The organism is Mesorhizobium sp. M7D.F.Ca.US.005.01.1.1 (genome assembly GCF_003952545.1).
GTDB lineage: Bacteria > Pseudomonadota > Alphaproteobacteria > Rhizobiales > Rhizobiaceae > Mesorhizobium > Mesorhizobium loti.
This window is the reverse complement of the sequence record NZ_CP034453.1, coordinates 1451622-1469639: the sequence shown is the minus strand read 5'-3', so window position 1 is coordinate 1469639 and position 18018 is coordinate 1451622. Positions and strand designations below refer to the sequence as shown.

Sequence of the window (18018 nt, the reverse complement as noted above, 5' to 3'; positions counted from 1 at the left end):
CCGAATCCGAATTCATTGGCTGCCACGCCTTCCTAGGGCGGCCAGATCCCCCGATGGCTGGCCTCTTGTCCTCGGCATCGGATTCCGGAAGCCATGGGCGAGTTGCACGCCCGAGCCGCCCCTCGTATTAGAGGCTTTCTGATTTTCATTCTAAACTGACCATTTCCGGCGACTTAAGCCACGGATTTCCCATGGACCTGGATCCTTCGGCGCTCAATCGGGCTCTTCCGCTCCGCGATCAGATCTATCATCAGATTCGCAACCTGATCGTCGTCGGACAGATGAGGCCCGGGGAAGTGATCAATGAGGTGGCCATCGCGGAAGCGCTCGGTGTTTCGCGTACCCCGGTGCGCGAGGCGGTCAAGCGCATCAGCGACGAGGGTCTGGTCAACATCCTGGCGCAGACCGGCATTTATGTCGCACCGATCAGCCGGGCCGACCTGGAGGAAGCCTACGTCATCCGCCGGGCCCTGGAGATGGAAAGCGCCCGACGCGCGGCCGCCAGGTTCTCACCGGCTGCCGGCGAATTGCTGGAGGACAATATGGCGGCGCACCAGCTTGCCATATCGCAGGGCAGATATGCCACCGCGATACAGCTCGACGACGTCTTTCACCGCACTATCGCCGAAATCTGCGGCCTGCCGATGATCTGGAGAGCCGTCGACATCTCCAAGGCGCAGATGGATCGCGGCCGCCATCTCGTCATTCCGAAGCCCGGCTATGGCGAACAGACGATCGAGCAGCACGAAGCCATTTTCGCGGCTTTGAAGCATCACGATGCCGAGGGCGCCGCGCAGGCGATGGAACGCCATCTTGAGACGTCGTTGCGCAACACGCTCGAAGTCGCAGCCGACCTTCTCGGCTGAAGCCGCCAGGGCCCGCCGCATGGTTGCGTGGCTGGTCTCAAGGAGCTTACCACGGCCTCGACATTGCCGGGCGCTCAGCTGCCATTTTCAGCCCGGCAACCCACCGAGGCCAGCCGCAAAGCGCGCCACCATCGCCAGGCCAACCTCGCTCGGCCGCATCGCCGGAGACCGGTCGTGTATCGGGATGCCGGCACGGGCGCCAAACAGCCGCTTGCCGTAGCAGATCAGGTTTTCGATGCCTTGCATGACGAAGACCGCTGCCGCCAGCATTCTTGCATACTCGGCCTCGGCCGTTGCTTCGTCTCCGGCGCGGAATGCTTCATAGGCGCGCACGGCGAGGTCGATGCTATCAGGCGCCAGGATCATGCCGCGGCAACCGATGCGGAAATTGTCGACCAGCTCCAGGCCGCCGCGCCCATTGAAGACCGGTATCCGGCCTTCGGTGCGTTCGATCAATCCGGCAATGTCGGTGACCGGGCCCTCGCCCTTGATCAGCCTTATGTTGGGATGCAGCGTGACGAGTTCGCGGATTTCGTCTGAGGACAGGCCGCGCCCGAAAAAGGCCGGCGCATTCTGGATCGCCACCGGCAGGTCGGTCGCCGCGGCGACGCGGCCGAAGAACCTGATGTATTCCGGCGCGCCATAGGAGCCGACAGCCGGCGGCTGCAGGATCACCCAATCCGCTCCCACGCTTTCAGCATGGCGAACCTGTGCGACCTGCTCGGCCACCGAAGAGCCGAAGACCGTGAAGGCAAGCGGCACTTTCCCGGCGGTGTCCTCAGCCGTCCAGTCCATGATCATCCGACGCTCGGCCTCGGTCAGCTTGGCGACTTCTGTTGCCAGGCCGAGCGCCGCCATGCCGTGCACGCCGCTCGCCAGGCAGATCTCGACCTGCCTGCGCATCGCCGCGCGGTCTAGTTTTTCGTCGCTGTCGAACAGCGCGTAGAGAATAGCGTGAATGCCGTGGAAATCATCAGGCTGGAAATTGGGCACGCCGGTCGGCCTCAATGGCTTTCGCGCGGGATGGTGTGGCCACGGCTTCCGACGAGAAAGTCGAGGTCGGCGCCGCGATCCGCCTGCAGGACATGGTCGACGTAAAGTCCCTGATAGCCGCCGCGCATCGCCGGTTCCGGCGGAGCCCAGGATGTCCGCCGCTTTGCGAGTTCCTGTTCGGACACGTCGAGATGCAATTTCCGCGCTTCGACATCAAGCTCGATCATGTCGCCGCTGCGGACCAGCGCCAGCGGGCCGCCGATGGCGGCTTCGGGTGCGACATGCAGCACGACGGTGCCGAAGGCGGTGCCGGACATGCGGGCATCGGAGATGCGGATCATGTCGCGGACGCCTTGCTTCAGCAGCTTCCGGGGCAGCGCCATGTTGCCGACCTCGGCCATCCCCGGATAGCCTTTCGGGCCGCAATTCTTCAGCACCATGATCGAGCCCTCGTCGATGTCCAGCAAGGGATCGTCGATGCGCGCCTTGTAGTCGTCGATGTCCTCGAAGACGATGGCGCGGCCGCGATGCTTCATCAACTGTGGCGACGCGGCTGACGGCTTGATGATGGCGCCGTCGGGCGCCAGATTGCCACGCAGCACCGCGATACCGCCATTGGGAGTGAGCGCCTTGTCGCGCGGGCGGATCACCTCGGGATTGTAGTTCTGGGCATCCGCGATGTTGTCGCGCACAGTCTTGCCGGTGACGGTCAGCACGTCGAGATCGAGCAGATCGGCGACCTCCTTCATGACGGCCGGAATGCCGCCGGCGTAGCAGAAATCCTCCATCACGAAACGGCCCGACGGCATCAGGTCGAGGATGGTCGGCACATCGCGGCCATATCTGTCCCAGTCGTCCAGCGTCAGTTCGGTGCCGACGCGGCCGGCGATGGCGATGAGATGGACGACCGCATTGGTCGAGCCGCCGATGGCGCCATTGACGCGGATGGCGTTGGCGAAGGCCGCCTTCTTGAGGATGGCCGACGGGCGCAGATCCTCGTTGACCATCTCGACGATGCGCCGTCCCGTCATGCGGGCAATGCGGCTGCGGCGCGCGTCAACGGCGGGATAGGCGGCGTTGCCCGGCAGCGCCAGGCCGAGCGCCTCGACCATCGAGGCCATGGTCGAGGCGGTGCCCATGGTCATGCAATGGCCGGGCGAGCGCGACATGGCGCTCTCGGCATTGGCGAAATCCTGTTCGCTCATCACGCCGGCGCGGACATCCTCGGAGAATTTCCAGACATCCGTGCCCGAACCGATCTCGCGGCCCTGGAAGCGGCCATTGAGCATCGGCCCGCCGGAAATGACGATCGACGGCAGGTCGCAGGAGGCCGCGCCCATGACCAGCGACGGCGTGGTCTTGTCGCAGCCGGCCATCAGCACGACGCCGTCCATCGGGTTGCCGCGGATCGCCTCCTCGACATCCATCGAGGCAAGGTTGCGAAACAGCATCGCCGTCGGTCGCAGATTGGATTCGCCGCAGGAGAACACAGGGAATTCCAGCGGCAAGCCGCCGGCCTCCAGCACACCTGCCTTGATGTGCTCGATCAGGCCACGGAAATGCACATGGCAAGGCGTGAATTCGGAGAAGGTGTTGCAGATGCCGATCACCGGGCGGCCGTCGAAGGCATCGTCGGGCAGGCCGTTGTTCTTCATCCAGCTGCGGTGGATGAAGGCATCCTTGCCCAGCCCGCCGAACCAGTGCTGCGATCGTCTCTTGGTCATGGTTTTCCCGGAATTCAGGCAGGATGCTGGAGCTGGCTCAGCCCGCCATCGACGACGAGCGTGGCCGCGTTCATGAACGGGCACTCGTCGGAAATCATGAACACCGCAGCCAGCGCGATCTCGCGCGCCGTGGCGATGCGGCCGCCGGGATGCAGCGCCATGGTGTTGGCGCGCGCCGCCACCGGATCAGGAAAGCTGTTCCAGTAGTCGATCGCCTTCTGCGTCTCGACATAGCCCGGCGCCAGCGCGTTCACGCGCACGCCTTGCGCCGGATATTCGAGCGCCAGCGATTTGGTCAGGCCGAGCAGCGCGTGCTTGGCGACCGGATAGGGGAAGGTGTGCGGGATGATGGTGAAGCTGTGCGTCGAGGCGATGTTGAGGATGGCGCCGCTGCCGCTCGCGATCATGCCCGGCAGCACCGCCTTGCTGCAGTTCCAGGCGCCCTTGACGTTGACGTCGAAATTGCGGTTCCACTCTTCCTCGGTCGCCTCGAGCGGCGTCGAAAACACATTGACCCCGGCATTGTTGATCAGCGCGTTGACCGGACCTATCTCGGTGGTCGCTTGGCTGACGGCAGCGGCAATCGCGGCACCGTTGCTGATGTCGGCTGCCGCATGCCCGACATGGCCGTGCGGCGCAGCGAGGCTAGCGACGGCCCTGTCCAGCAACGCTCCGTCGCGGTCGACGAGGAACAGCTTTGCGCCTTCGGCAAGGCAGGCCTCGGCGATGGCCAGCCCGATGCCTTGCGCGGCGCCGGTCAGGAAGATGCGTTTGCCGGAAAGGCGCTCAGCCATTTTTGTCCCTCCAGCTTAACGCCGACCCAGTGCCGACGAGCGCAGATTGTCGAGCAGCACGGCCAGCAGCAGGATCACGCCACGCACAATGTACTGGTAGAAGGCCGGGATGTTGAGCAGGTTCATGGCGTTCTCGGCGATGCCCATGATCAGCACGCCGACGATGACGCCCGACATGGTGGCGCGGCCGCCGGCAAGCGAAACGCCACCGAGCACACAGGCCGAGATGACCGAAAGTTCGAGCCCGACCGCCGCATTGGGCTGGCCCGAGGTGATGCGCGACGCGAGCAGGATGCCGGCGATGCCGCAGACGACGCCCTGCAGTGCAAAGATCCAGATGCGCGTGCGGTCGACATTGACGCCGGCAAGACGCGAGGCTTCCGGATTGCCGCCGATGGCCAGCGTGTTCTTGCCGAAGACGGTGCGGTTGAGCACGAAGCCGAAGATGCAGAACAGGATGGCGAGCACCCAAACTGGTGTCGGTATGCCGAGCAGTTTCGACAGCGCGAGCTGGTAGAAATCCGGGCTGTTGATGCCGACGGCGCGGCCGTCGGACGCGATCAGCGCAAGGCCGCGCACGATCTGCATGGTGGCCAGCGTCGTGATCAGCGCGTTGATGCGGAATTTGGCGATGACGACGCCGTTGATGAAGCCGACGAAGGCGCCGCAGGCGATTGCCGCCAGGAGGCCGAGCAGGATCGAGCCGGTGGCGTTCGACGCCATAACCGCGACCATGCCGGCAAAGGCGACGATGGAACCTACCGACAGGTCGAAGTCGCGGGCGGCAAGGCAGAACATCATGGTGCAGGCGACGATGCCGACAGTGACCACCGACTGCAGCAGGCCGAGCATGTTGCGGTCGGTGAGGAAGTTCGGCACCAGGAGCGACACCAGCGCGAAGGCGACGACGAAGATGACGACGAGGCCCTGTTCGCCGAGCAAGAGCTTCTTCAACTGGTCGGTCATGCCAAAAGTCCTTAGGATGCGATCGCGTCGGGGGTTTTCTGATCGGGGAGAGCGGCGGCCAGGATCGCCCTTTCGGCGAACTGATCGCGGGTGAGTTCAGCGCTGACGCGGCCGCCGCACATCACCAGGATGCGGTCGCAGATGCCCATCACCTCCGGCAGTTCGGACGAGACGACGACGATCGCCATGCCGTCCTCGGCAAGCTGGTAAAGCAATTCGTAGATTTCCGACTTGGCACCGACATCGATGCCGCGCGTCGGCTCGTCGACGATGAGGACACGCACGCCCTGTTCGGACAGCCAGCGGCCAAGAATGACCTTCTGCTGGTTGCCGCCGGAGAGGTTGATGATGTCCTGCTTGCGCGACGGCGTGCGCACCTTCAGCTTCTTGATGAAGGTCTCGGCCGTGGCGATCTCGTTGACGCGGTTGAGCACGCCGAAGCGTGTGTGATGGCGCCGCGACGAGATGTTGATGTTCTCCTCGACCGAGCGGCCCTGGATGATGCCGTCATGCTTGCGATCCTCCGAGCACAGCACGATGCCGGCCCGGATCGTGCCACGCGGATCGGTGGCGCGGACCAGCTTGCCGTCGACGGTGATGGTGCCGCCCGAGCGCGGATCGGCGCCATAGACCAGCCGCATCAGTTCCGAGCGCCCGGCGCCGATCAGGCCGAAAAAGCCGACGATCTCGCCGGCGCGGGCCTCGAAGCTGGCCGGTGTCTTCAGTTTGGGGCCGCTGAGAGCGTCGACTTTCAGGCGAACATCGCCCGTTTTTCGTGCGCGAAAACCCCAGATGTCGGAGATTTCGCGGCCGACCATTTCGGCGACGACCTGATCGCGGGTGACGCCTTTCAGCGAAGCGTGGTGCGCCGCGAGCTTGCCGTCGCGCAGCACGGTCAGGCTGTCGCAGAGCCGGAACACTTCGTCGAGCCTGTGCGAGACGTAGATGATGACCTTGCCCTCGCCGCGCAGGCGGTCGATCAGGGCAAACAGGATTTCGCTTTCGCGCGAGGACAGCGACGAGGTCGGCTCGTCCAGCGCGATGACGCGTGCGTCGAGCATGATCGCCTTGGCGATCTCGACCATCTGGCGTTCGCCGATGGACAGCGTCTTGACCTTGCGGCGCATGTCGATGTCGATGCCGGCCGATTTAAGCTTGGCGCCGACGTCGTCCAGCATCCGGCGGCCGGCGATGATGCCGGCGTTGGCGGGGAAACGCCCGAGGCTGAGATTTTCGGCAACGGTAAGCTCGGGGACGAGCTGCAGTTCCTGGTGGATGACGATGACGCCATTGTCGAAGGCATCCCTGGTCGAGGCATAGGCCTGGACCTTGCCGTCGATGCGTATCTCGCCCTCGTCGGCATGCTGGTCGCCGGACAGAATCTTGATCAGGGTGGATTTGCCAGCACCGTTCTCGCCCATCAGGCCGTGCACGGCGCCCTTGTCGACGCCGAACGAGACGTCCGACAGCGCCTTGACGCCCGGATAGGTCTTGGTGATGTGCGAGAAGTCGAGAAAGGACAAGGGCGCCGATCCTTCTTGTGCCATGGCAAACAGGCGGCGGGATGAGCCGCCGCCTGTTTGTACAGGGAGGATTATTGGATGCCGAGACCCTGGCGGACCTTCTGGTAGTCGTCGCGCTTGGCGAGTGCACCCGACGTCAGGATCAGCTTCTCCGGTTCCTTGTTGTTGGCAACCCAGTCATACATGTTGAGCGCCGTCTCGTAGCCATGACGCTTCGGCGAGATGATCACCGTGCCGACGAAACCGGTGGCGGTCGGCTTCTTGAACTCGTTGATCGCCGAATCCGCACCGCCAATGCCGACGCCGATCACGCTATCAGCGGGGATGCCGACGCTTTCGGCTGCACGCACCGCACCCAGCACCGCCTCGTCGTTGAGGCCGAAAGAAACCCACTTCTTGATGTCGGCATGGGCGTTGAGCACGACCGTCGCCGCGTTGAGGGCAGCTTCCGTGTCGGTCTTGGCCTGTGGCGCGTCGAAGATGTTCTCGGCCTTGAAGCCGTTCGCCTTGAGCACCGAGATGGCGCCTTCGACACGGTCGACCGCCGTCGGCAGCTGGTCATAGGAGACGCGGATGGCGCCGACCTCTTCGGCCTTCCAGCCGCGCGCCTTCATCTCGTCGACGATCGCCTGGCCGACGGCCTCGCCGATCTTGGTGGCCGAGATGCCCATATGCGGCACGTCTTCCAGCGCCTTGCCGTCGGCTCCGACCAGGCGGTCGTCGACAGTCATCAGCTTGAGATTGTTGGCAGCCGCCTTGGCGACGATGCCGGGTCCGAGTTTCACGTCGGGTGTGCAGACGATGAAGCCCTGGGCGCCCTGGGCGCCGAGATTGTCGATCGCCGACATCAGCTTCTCGCCGTCCTCGGCGCCGATCTTGACCAGGGTAAAGCCCTTTTCTTTGGCGGCCTGGTCGGCGAACTTCCATTCGTCCTGGAACCACGGCTCCTCGGGCTGTTTAACGATGAAACCGATCTTGGTGTCCTGAGCATATGCAGCGATGGTCGTGACGGACAGCACGGCAAGCGCGCCCGCAACGAGCGCGGTCTTCAAAAGTCGCATGATTTCCTCCCAGCGATAGGCCGGGCGCTCAGCCCGGATGTCGGAGTCTCTATTCGTTTTTATCATACTCGTCAATTGATCTGGTATGATAATTAATGTACATGCTCCGACCAACGATCGCTGGCGCAAGTCACCCGCATCCGCTAAGGCCGGATCGGTTGTGCGAAACCAGCGGGTTCGCCGCCTTGGAGGAGGGCTGGGGTGACCGAGATTCTGAAGAAGGCCCCGGGAGATACGACCACTCGCCGCCCGCGCGTGATGCCCGATGTGACCAAGGCGATAGCCTCGGACATCTTTTCCGGGCGCTACCCGGCCGGATCGTCCTTGCCTACGGAAAACGAGCTCGGTGTCGAGTATGGCGTCAGCCGCACCGTCATCCGCGAAGCGCTGAAGGTGCTGGCCGCCAAAGGGCTGGTCTTGTCGCGGCCGCGCATCGGCACGATCGTCTGCAACGAGGACGACTGGAACATCATCGACCCGCAGGTGCTTGCCTGGCACGCGCCGCATGCGCTGGACGACAAGCTCTTCGACGCCATTCTCGAAACGCGCCGCGCCATCGAGCCGCTGGTCGCAGAACTCGCTGCCACCCGCGCGACGCTGCAGGAGATCGCCGATCTCGAAGCCGCCTGGCGCGGCATGGCCGGCGCCGGCGAGGACCTCGCCGCCTTCTCGCGCAGCGACATCGCTTTCCACCAGATCGTCTATGCCGCGAGCCACAACCCGATCTTTCGCCAGATCGGCAATCTGATCGACACAGGGCTGAAATTCTCGCTGGAGGCGACGGCGGTGATTTCGCTCGACCGGCGCATGGAGGCCGTGGCGGCGCACCGCGAGGTGGTCGAGGCGCTGCGCATGCGCGATGCCGAGGCGGCACGTGGGGCGGCAAACAAGATCCTCGACCTCGCGGCGCGCGACCTCGTCAGCGCCAAGAAACTCAAGAGCAACTGAGACTCGCATGAAAATCATCTCGCTCACCACCTACATCGTTCCACCGCGCTGGCTGTTCCTGAAGATCGAAACCGATGCCGGCGTCACCGGCTGGGGTGAGCCAGTCGTCGAAGGCCGGGCGCTGACCGTCGAGGCAGCGGTCAAGGAGCTTGGCGATTATCTGATCGGCAAGGATCCCCGCCTGATCGAGGACCACTGGACGGTGATGCACCGCGGCGGCTTCTATCGCGGCGGGCCGATCCTGATGAGCGCCATTGCCGGCATCGACCAGGCGCTGTGGGACATCAAGGGCAAGGCGCTCGGCGTGCCCGTGCATGAACTGCTCGGCGGCAAGCTGCGCGACACGATCAAGGTCTATTCGTGGATCGGCGGCGACCGGCCGGCGGAGGTCGCGGCGGGCGCCAGGGAAATGGTGGCGCGCGGCTTCCTGGCTCTCAAGATGAACGGCACCGAAGAACTGCAGATCGTCGACAGCCATGACAAGATCGACGCCGCTGTCGAACGCGTAGCCATGGTGCGCGAGGCCGTCGGGCCCAACATCGGCATCGCCGTCGATTTTCATGGCCGCGTGCACCGGCCGATGGCGCGCGCCCTGGTCAAGGAGCTCGAGCCTTACAGGCTGATGTTCATCGAGGAGCCGGTGCTCAGCGAAAACCGTGAGGCGCTGAAGGAGATCGCCGCGCTCGGCTCGACGCCGATCGCGCTCGGCGAGCGGCTCTACAGCCGCTGGGATTTCAAGTCGGTGTTCGAGGAAGGCGTCGTCGACATCATCCAGCCAGACCTGTCGCATGCCGGCGGCATCACCGAATGCCGCAAGATCGCTGCGATGGCGGAAGCCTATGACGTGGCCGTGGCGCCGCACTGCCCGCTCGGGCCGATCGCACTTGCCGCCTGCCTGCAGCTCGACGCGGTCAGCTACAACTGCTTCATCCAGGAGCAGAGCCTCGGCATTCACTACAATGCCGCCAACGACCTGCTCGACTACGCCGCCAACAAGGACGTCTTCCGCTACGAGGATGGCTATGTCGCCATTCCCGACGGCCCGGGCCTCGGTGTCGAAATCGACGAGGACTATGTCAAGGAACGCGCCAAGGAAGGCCACCGCTGGCGCAACCCGATCTGGCGCCACAAGGACGGTTCTTTCGCCGAGTGGTGACGGGATGTCGCTCGCCCTTCACCGGTTACCGGTTCGGGTAAAAAGCCGCTTCCAACTCCTGACCCGTTTTGCGGTCGGCACCGTCATTGTCTCATCGGGCGATTGCGCGGCCTGACTGTTTTCAACGGAGCCGTCACGCGCCTGCAGATATTGCTGGAGACGCGGCCTGTCGATCTTGCCGGTTGGCGTCAGCGGCAGCGACTCGATCGCATGGATTCGGCCTGGAATTTTCCATGGCGGTAGGATCGGCCTCAAGCCGGCCCTCAGAGCGTCAGCCCGGAACAAGGCTCCCTGCTTCATCACGACGAAGGCGGCAATCGAGTGCGCATTCTGGCGGAGTTCGGTGATGACGGCGGCTTCATCCACCGTTGGAAGCTGCAGGAGAGCCTGCTCGATTTCCCGCGTTTCGACGCGATAGCCGCGAACCTTGACCTGGTCGTCGCGGCGCCCGAGGAATTCAAGACTGCCATCGCTCGACAAACGGCCGATGTCGCCGGTGTGAAACAGGCGCTGGTCGGGGAAACCGGGAGCGTCGCGAAAATATTTCGCCGTTTCGGAAGGCTGGCGCCAATAGCCGTCGGCCAGAAAGGCACTGCGCACGACGAGTTCGCCGACGGCGCCCGGTTCGACCGGTTGCCCGTCCCCGTCGACGACCAGAAGAAACTTGTCGGCGACGGGTCGAGGCGCTGGCACCGTGCCTGGCGCAGGTGTCTCGCCCGGAGCCACCAATGCCACGGCGATGTGGCCGGCCTCGGTGGAAGAGAAACGATGGCGCAAGCCGCAGGACAGGGCGAAATGACCGCGCCATTGCTCGATATCGGAGGCAATGACCGTCTGGCCTGCCAGCGCCACCAGCCGGACCGAGGGATGCAGGCCCTGGCCGTCGATCATCTCCAGATATTTGCGAAACAGCATGACGGGCGGGTGCAGCAGCGTGATGCGACGCTCGTCGATCCACGCGCCGAGATCGCCAAGACCGCGCGATGCGGCATCGTAGAGTTCCAGCGTGGCTCCATTTAGCAGCGCGCCGAAGACATCCGCCTCCGACGAGGCGAAACTGCAATAGGTCAGAAGAGACTGCCGGTCTGTGGGAGCCAACCCGTCATACCCTGCACAAAGCCAGGCCCTGTGCAGCACGGTGCGATGGCTTTTGACCACACCTTTCGGCCGCCCGGTGCTTCCCGACGTGTAGAAGATCGCGGCCGGGTCGCGTGGGTCGACCGAAACATGCAGCGCATCGGCGGAATACCGCACGTCGATATCTTCCAGCAGCAGAACCCGGCTGTCATCGCCGACAAGATCACGCGCCGCAGCCGCGTGAGCCGCGTCGGTCAGCAGCAGGTCCGGGACGGCATCGCCGACGATGTCACGTTGCGCTTTGAACGGCATAGCCGGATGGACGCACAGGAACGCCTTCGCCGCCTTGAGCACGGCCAGTGCGCATATCACCATCTCGGGCGAATGGTCGACAAGATAGGCGACGCATCCGTGCCCGGGCTGCGTGCGTTCGAGGATCGCCCGGGCCAGTTGATTGGTCCGCCGGTCGACCTCGTCATAGGTCCATGGCCGGTCGCCGCCACCGATCGCCACGTGCGAGGCAAAGCTGCGCACCACTTTGTCGAAACGCGCCGGGATGCTCCCGTCCAGCTCGATCCGATCGAACGTCAGCAGCTCAGCCATGGCTTTCGGCAAACCGGTTTTCCCCGACGATCTCCAGCCCGGCATCGAACCCGGCCTTGCGTGCGTAGGCGAGGAGTACCTTGTAAGTCGATGACCTCAGCCGCACGCCTTCACTCAAGCTCTGTTGGCGGGTGCGTAATTCCATTTCGCCGGGAATGAGGATTTCAGTGGCGTTTTCGGCGCGTTTGCCATTCCTGGTCTGCTCGATGAGACGATCGACGCGCTCGGTGAAGTCCACCACGGGCATGAACCGCTCGGGATCGAGCGCCATGAAGAAATGGCCGTAATCTGGCGCGTGGGAGCCTTCGCGCAACCTGTCCTGATGGTGGTCGCTGCCAAAACCGGCGCCTGTGAGCACGCCGGCAAGCACTTCCATCACCATGGCCAGGCCATAGCCCTTGTGTCCGCCGATCGGGACGCCGAGCCCGGATGCGAGATCGCTAAGGTCTGTCGAAGGCCGCCCGAACCGGTCCAGAATCCAGCCTGCCGGCAACGGACTGCCTTCGGCAACCGACAGGCCGATCTTGCCGCGCGGCGCAACGCTCATGGCGACGTCGAGAAGAATGGGAAAATGCCGCCCCGCCGGAATGCCGACGCCGAGCGGGTTGTTGCCGAATGTCGGCGTGACGCCGCCGGTCGGCGCCAGGATCAGCGGCCCGTTGGTCGTGCACAGGCCGATCAGCCCTTTCCTTGCTGCCTGCCAGACATAGTGGCCGGCGGCACCGAAATGGTTGGAGCGGCGGACACCGACAATGCCGACACCGTGCCTGCCCGCCTTTTCAATGGCGAGGTCCATCGCCACCGTGCTGACCCACTGGCCGGGGCCGTTGTCGCCATCGATGCGGGCGATGGTGGCGCTGTCATGTTCGATGCGGATTTGCGGGTGCGAATTGATCTTGCCCGAGGCAATCCGCGTGGCGTAGCGGGGAATGCTGACAATGTCGTGCGTCGGTTGTCCGCGCAGGCTTGCCTCGAGCTGCACTTCGGTGACGATCGCCGCCCCCTGCGCGCTCAGTCCGGCCCGTGTCAGCGCTTCGCGGCCATAGGCACGGAGGCTTTCGATCGTCACCAGAACTTTCGCCGCGTCCGCACCCACCGGTGTAACCGCAACAGTTTGCCCAAGGCCCGCCCGGGAGGCAGCGTGCGCCAGATCGGCGATCGTCTGGTGCTGGTAGAGCTGACGCAGATCGATGGCCAAGCCGGCTTTGCCGGCTTCGACGACGATGTTGATGCTGAGGAGGGAATTGCCGCCGAGATCGAAGAAATTGTCGTGCAGGCCAACCTCCTCCAGCCTCAGCACCTTCTTCCAGACCGCCACCAGGATCGTCTCGGCCTCCGTTCGCGCCACCCCATGCAACCCGGCCTGGCTTAGGGGAGGTATGCCGGCAATTGGCCGCGTCGCCGCTTGCGGCTGGCTGGCAAGCAGGGCCCGGCGGTCGATCTTGCCGTTTGGCGTGCGCGGCAAGCGATCCAGGATGACGATGCGTTGAGGCAGCATGTATTGCGGCAGCTGCCGCCGCAGAAAATCGCGCAGCCGCTGAGACAGAGCAGGCGTTTGCGCATCATGCGGCGCATTGGGCGCAACGAAGGCGACCAGGCGTTTGTGATCGCCGATATCGTCATCTTCGATAGCATCCTCGACAACACCGACGAGACATTCGCGTACCTCCGGATGCGTGTGGATCGCAGCCTCGATCTCACCCGGTTCGATACGGAAGCCGTGCATCTTGATCTGTTCGTCGGCACGCCCGACGATTTCGATCGTCCCGTCAGGCAGGTAGCGCGCCAGATCGCCGGTTCGCTGCAGCCGCTCGCCAGTGCTGAACGGGTTCGGCACGAGATTGCCGGCATCGGAGCGATTGATGTAGCCGCGGCCGACACCGGCGCCGCCGACATACAGCTCACCGCTGATGCCGACCGGAACCGGACGGCGGGACGTGTCCAGCACATAGGCCTGCGTATTGGCGATCGGCCGGCCGATCGGGATCATCCCCGCCGTGCCGGCCTCGATCGGAATAGGACAGACGGTTACGATTCCGGTCGTCTCGGTCTGGCCAAACATGTTGATGAATTTTGTCGCCGGCTTGCAGAGACGCCGCCACTTTTCGACCAGGGCGCCCGGCAGGGGCTCGCTCGCCGACAACATCAGCCGCACCCCATTGTCGAGTAGTCTTTGGCGCACGGATGGATCGAGCGACATCAGCATATGTAGGCAGCCGGCCGAAAAGGACGGGACGAGATCCACCACCGACACGCGCTGGCGGCGCACCATCTCAAACAGCAGATGCGGGTCGCTGATTTCCTCGGCCGAGGCGATCGAAACCGCCGCACCGCATGACAGTGGAACGGCAAACTGACGTATCGACGAGGAAAACGAAAACGACGCCGTATGTAGCCAGATGTCGTCTGATCCAAGTTCGATCGCGCGGACCATCGCCTGGGCATAGTGGCCGACATTTGCCTGCGTGATCATCACGCCCTTGGGCTGGCCGGTGGAGCCCGACGTATAGATGACGTAGGCGAGCGCATCGGGTACAGCGATGACACCCGGATTGTCGGGATCCTGCTCCGCAACGGACGACCGGCAGGCGTCGATGCAAATGGCCGGCCTGGCGGCGGGTTGGCCCGATGCCTCCGGCTGAAACGCGGCGCCGAATTTCGGCAACAGCGATGTCTCCGTGATGAGCAGTGCCGCACCGGCATCAGCCAGCATGAAGGCAATGCGATCGGGAGGGTAGTCGGGGTCAAGCGGCAGAAATGCGCCGCCCGCCTTCCACACTCCCAGCAGCACCGCCAGCACCTCGGCCGACCTTGGCAGGCAGACCGCCGTCAATGTCTCGCGGGCGACGCCGCAACTGCTGAAATAGCGCGCGAAACGGTTGGCCCGTTCATTCAGCTCGCGATAGGTGAGCCGCCGATCCTGGTCCAGCACGGCGACAGCATCGGGCGTCCGCTCGACCTGTGCCTCAAACAGCTGGACATAGTCCTGCCCCAGCAGTTCTCCGGCCTGCGTGCGGTTCCAGTCGGTCTCGATCTGGCGACGATCAGCCTCGGGCAACAGCGGCAATTGCGAAAGCGTTTGCGCGGGATCGCTTGCTATCCCTTCGAGCAAGGTCTGGAACTGCCGAGCCAGCCGATCGATGGCGGCAGGCTCATAGAGATCGGCGTTGAATTGCCAGGTCGCGGCCATCCCGTCCGGGGTTTCCGACAGGTACAAAGCGAGGTCGAATTTCGCCATCGCCTTGTCGACGCTCAGCTTCCGTGCCGCAAGATCCTGCGCGAAATCGAAAGACGGTCCCGCCAGATGATCCGGGACGTTCTGGAATGCGAACATGACCTGGAACAGGGGCATGTGGCCGGGATCGCGCACGATTTTCAGCTGGTCAACGATGCGTTCGACGGCGACATCCTGATGCGCGTAGGCGTCGAGCGCTGTCGAGCGGATTCGACCGAGCAATTCGACGAAGGACGGGTCGCCGCCAAGCATCGTGCGCAAAACCAGCGTGTTGGCGAAGAAGCCGATGAGCGGCTCCAGTTCCTTCCTCGGGCGGTTGGCGATCGGCGTGCCGACGACGCAATCATCCTGCCCATTGTATCGGAAGAGCAATGTCTTGAAGGCCGCCAGAAAGACCATGAACGCGGTCGCGTCCTGGCTTCGGCCGAGGATTTTCAGGCGATCCGTCGTTTGACGATCGATCTCGACCTGCACCGTGCCACCGCGATGGGACTGGACCGCCGGGCGAGGCCGGTCCGTCGGCAGCGTGCAGGTCGGCGGCAGGTCCTTGAGTTGCCGGACCCAGTATGCGGTCTGGCGTTCGATTTCCACGGTCTCGATGCCGCGCTGCTGCCAGGCGGCGAAGTCGCCGAACTGCAGCGGCAGCTCCGCGAGCGGCGACGCCCGGTTGTCATGAAAGGCTTGGTAAAGCTGCTTCAGCTCGGCATGCAGCACACCGATCGACCAGCCATCGCAGATGATGTGGTGCATCGTCAGCAGCAAGGCATGGTCCTGCTCGGCCAGCCGAACCAGGCTGGCGCGAAACAACGGACCTTGCGCCAGGTCGAAGGGTGCGACGCTTTCCTGCGTGGCGATGCGCATGGCCTCGGTGGTTCGCGCGTCCGCCGCGTGGCCGGTCAGGTCGATTATTTCCAGCCTGGTTTCCCGAAATCCGGAAACGACCTGGACCGGGTCGCCGTCGCGCAGGTGAAAGGTCGTGCGCAAGATGTCGTGGCGGCGGCGAATCTCATCGAGCGCCAACGCCAAGGCACGCTTATCGAGCGCGCCTCTCAGCCACAGCGAGGCCGACATGGTGTAAGCGCTGCCGGCGCCCATCCGGTCGAGAAAAAAGACGCGCTGCTGGGCTGAGGAAAGCGGTGCGGGCTCACCCTCCTGTCGGCGAGGAATGCGTGTGGTTTCCCGCTCGGACGTCGGCCCCCGCTCCAGCCGCGCCAGGCCATCCGCGACGAGGTTGGCCATCTCTTCGCCGATGCGCTGGGAAAGCTGCGCCACGGTCGGGCAGTCAAACATGCAATCGACCGGCAATGTGACCTCGAATATGGCATGCAGCCGGACGAGAACCTGCATCGCGGTCAGCGAATGACCGCCAAGGTCGAAGAAGTCGTCATCGATGCCGGGCGGCTCGGTTCCCAGAACCTCGGCAAAGACCGCCGCTACCCGGCGCTCGATCGCGGTTCGCGCAACCACCTTGCCGGCCTGCGGCGAAACAGGTTGACCGTCCTGTTCTTGCAGGTTCAGCGCCAGAGCCAGATGCCTGCGATTGATCTTTCCGCCGGCATTGATCGGAATCTCATCGACCAGCACGATCCGCTGGGGCACTTTGGAGCGCGCCAGCCGCTCGGCGACAAAGCCGCGGATCTGCTGCGCCGACGGCGCTTTCCCCGGCTTGGGGACGACCGCTGCGGCAACGGTCTCGCCAAGCACTGGATGGGGGATGCCGAAGACGACCGCTTTTTCGATGTCGGGATGGTCGAGCAGGACTTGCTCCACCAGCGCCGGCGCAATCTTTTCACCGCCGCGATTGATGGTGTCCGTCAGGCGGCCGGAAACGAACAGATAGCCGTCAGCGTCGAGATGTCCTCTGTCTCCTGTCCGCAGCCAGCCATCGACGAAAGCGGCCTCATTGGCAGCAGGGTCGCCATCGTAGCCAGGCATGACATTGGCGCCACGAATGACAATTTCGCCGCTCTGGCCCGGCATCAGGAGACGCCCAGCTTGATCCATGATGGCGATCTGCGGACCTGCGGACCTGCCGACTGAGCCGCGCTTGCGTTCGAACGGCGGCAGGCCGTTGCTGGCAATTTGCGGCGCCGCCTCGGTCATCCCATACGCCTCGACGAACGGTACGCCGAACGCGCCTTCGATATCCGCGATCCATTGGGGCGGCATCGGCGCCGAAGCCGAACGAATGAAGCGCAGCCCGGCCCGGCGCGGGTCTCCCCGGCAAAGACGGATCTGGTCGAGGATCGTGCGATGAATGGTCGGCGAGGCCGAATACCAGGTCGGTCTGAAGTCTTCGAGGCCGCTGAAAAAGCCGTCGGCGGAAAAGCCCGCCAGGCTGACGTAGCAACTCCCCGAAACCAGCGACGCCAAAAGGCTGCTGATGCCATGGATATGGAACAGCGGCATCACGCCCAGGCAACGGTCGGTGTGCCGCAAATCCAGTGCCGCGCAGATGTCCTGCGCCGAAACGCAGAGGTTTCGATGGGTCAGCGGTACCAGCTTGGGCCGCGCCGACGTGCCCGAGGTGAACAGCAGCAGCGCGGTATCGTCCAGCGTTGCCGCGTCCTGTTGGGAGGCCTTGCGCCGATCATCGCGATGCGTCTCGCCTGCACCGGTCAGCGAAAAGCGTCCGGCCGCCGCACCCGGCTCGGCAAGCAGTTGCAGAACGCGGATATTGAGCGAAGCCGCTACGGCAAGCAGCGGCGATTGCCAGCCATGCGGCACGATCAGCGTCGTGGCGCGCAGCGCGGCCAGCTGCGATTCAAATTCGCGCGCTGGCCATGCGGGGTTCAAGGGAGCGCATGCTGCATTGGCTGCGACGGCCACGATCGCTACCGCGGCTTCCGCACCCTCGGGCAACAGCAACGCGACACGGTCGGATAGGCCGATGCCCTCCAGCGCCAGTATTTCGCCGACATAGCGGATCTGGGCAGCCAACCCTGCAAAGGTAAGCGCAGGCTGTCCCGCGGCCAGAAGGGCCACCGTCTGCGAATTGTATCCGGCATGCCGGTTCACATGGTCACGTATCGTGCCCATCAGATCCCGATCCGGGATCGACGTCGATCAGAA

General features: G+C 64.2%; 11 protein-coding genes. 3 read left to right on the top strand and 8 right to left on the bottom strand.

From position 1 onward, the window contains the following. The first annotated feature begins 191 nt into the window (after positions 1-191). A complete protein-coding gene (locus EJ076_RS07120) occupies positions 192-866 on the top strand; it encodes a GntR family transcriptional regulator (RefSeq protein WP_126067404.1) in 675 nt (224 codons plus the stop codon). An 87-nt stretch (positions 867-953) separates the two neighbouring features. Here EJ076_RS07120 and EJ076_RS07115 read toward each other — a convergent pair whose 3' ends face one another. From EJ076_RS07115 to EJ076_RS07090, 6 genes are all read right to left on the bottom strand, one after another. Beyond that, complete coding sequence (locus EJ076_RS07115) at positions 954-1874, bottom strand: dihydrodipicolinate synthase family protein (protein WP_245462967.1); 921 nt, start codon at positions 1872-1874, stop codon at positions 954-956. Continuing rightward, positions 1871-3583 carry an L-arabinonate dehydratase gene (gene araD, locus EJ076_RS07110; RefSeq protein ID WP_126067403.1) on the bottom strand — a complete coding sequence of 571 codons (1713 nt, stop codon included), beginning with the start codon at positions 3581-3583 and terminating at the stop codon, positions 1871-1873. Before araD ends, EJ076_RS07115 begins: the two co-directional genes overlap by 4 nt. 14 nt (positions 3584-3597) lie before the next feature. Continuing rightward, complete coding sequence (locus tag EJ076_RS07105; protein WP_126067402.1) at positions 3598-4377, bottom strand: SDR family oxidoreductase; 780 nt, start codon at positions 4375-4377, stop codon at positions 3598-3600. A 15-nt stretch (positions 4378-4392) separates the two neighbouring features. Then, positions 4393-5343: an L-arabinose ABC transporter permease AraH gene (araH, locus tag EJ076_RS07100; RefSeq protein ID WP_109665824.1), complete on the bottom strand. Its 951-nt coding sequence runs from the start codon at positions 5341-5343 to the stop codon at positions 4393-4395. Positions 5344-5354: 11 nt separating this feature from the next. After that, the gene (gene araG / locus EJ076_RS07095) at positions 5355-6866 is read right to left on the bottom strand and encodes an L-arabinose ABC transporter ATP-binding protein AraG (RefSeq protein ID WP_126067401.1); all 1512 of its coding nucleotides are present in this window, start codon (positions 6864-6866) and stop codon (positions 5355-5357) included. 71 nt (positions 6867-6937) lie between these two features. Then, entirely contained in the window at positions 6938-7927 is a 990-nt protein-coding gene (locus EJ076_RS07090; protein ID WP_126067400.1) for an arabinose ABC transporter substrate-binding protein, read from the bottom strand. Between the two features lie 258 nt (positions 7928-8185). Here EJ076_RS07090 and EJ076_RS07085 point away from each other — a divergent pair, with 258 nt between their 5' ends. Then, a complete protein-coding gene (locus tag EJ076_RS07085; RefSeq protein ID WP_245463070.1) occupies positions 8186-8875 on the top strand; it encodes a FadR/GntR family transcriptional regulator in 690 nt (229 codons plus the stop codon). Positions 8876-8882: 7 nt separating this feature from the next. Next, positions 8883-10031: a galactonate dehydratase gene (gene dgoD / locus EJ076_RS07080; RefSeq protein ID WP_126067399.1), complete on the top strand. Its 1149-nt coding sequence runs from the start codon at positions 8883-8885 to the stop codon at positions 10029-10031. A gap of 18 nt (positions 10032-10049) precedes the next feature. Here the strand turns inward: dgoD and EJ076_RS07075 are convergent, their stop codons facing one another. Together EJ076_RS07075 and EJ076_RS07070 are read right to left on the bottom strand one after the other, a co-directional pair. Further along, a complete protein-coding gene (locus EJ076_RS07075; protein WP_164548562.1) occupies positions 10050-11711 on the bottom strand; it encodes an AMP-binding protein in 1662 nt (553 codons plus the stop codon). Next, the gene (locus tag EJ076_RS07070) at positions 11704-17985 is read right to left on the bottom strand and encodes a non-ribosomal peptide synthetase (RefSeq protein ID WP_126067397.1); all 6282 of its coding nucleotides are present in this window, start codon (positions 17983-17985) and stop codon (positions 11704-11706) included. The genes EJ076_RS07075 and EJ076_RS07070 overlap by 8 nt, the downstream gene beginning before the upstream one ends. Positions 17986-18018 lie beyond the last annotated feature (33 nt).

Excerpts from the sequence above, each read along its gene's own strand:
- EJ076_RS07075 (WP_164548562.1), bottom strand. The coding sequence starts at position 11,711 with ATGGCTGAGCTGCTGACGTTCGATCGGATCGAGCTGGACGGGAGCATC.
- araH (WP_109665824.1), bottom strand. The coding sequence starts at position 5,343 with ATGACCGACCAGTTGAAGAAGCTCTTGCTCGGCGAACAGGGCCTCGTC.
- EJ076_RS07070 (WP_126067397.1), bottom strand. The coding sequence starts at position 17,985 with ATGGGCACGATACGTGACCATGTGAACCGGCATGCCGGATACAATTCG.
- EJ076_RS07105 (WP_126067402.1), bottom strand. The coding sequence starts at position 4,377 with ATGGCTGAGCGCCTTTCCGGCAAACGCATCTTCCTGACCGGCGCCGCG.
- dgoD (WP_126067399.1), top strand. The coding sequence starts at position 8,883 with ATGAAAATCATCTCGCTCACCACCTACATCGTTCCACCGCGCTGGCTG.
- EJ076_RS07090 (WP_126067400.1), bottom strand. The coding sequence starts at position 7,927 with ATGCGACTTTTGAAGACCGCGCTCGTTGCGGGCGCGCTTGCCGTGCTG.
- EJ076_RS07085 (WP_245463070.1), top strand. The coding sequence starts at position 8,186 with ATGCCCGATGTGACCAAGGCGATAGCCTCGGACATCTTTTCCGGGCGC.
- araD (WP_126067403.1), bottom strand. The coding sequence starts at position 3,583 with ATGACCAAGAGACGATCGCAGCACTGGTTCGGCGGGCTGGGCAAGGAT.
- EJ076_RS07120 (WP_126067404.1), top strand. The coding sequence starts at position 192 with ATGGACCTGGATCCTTCGGCGCTCAATCGGGCTCTTCCGCTCCGCGAT.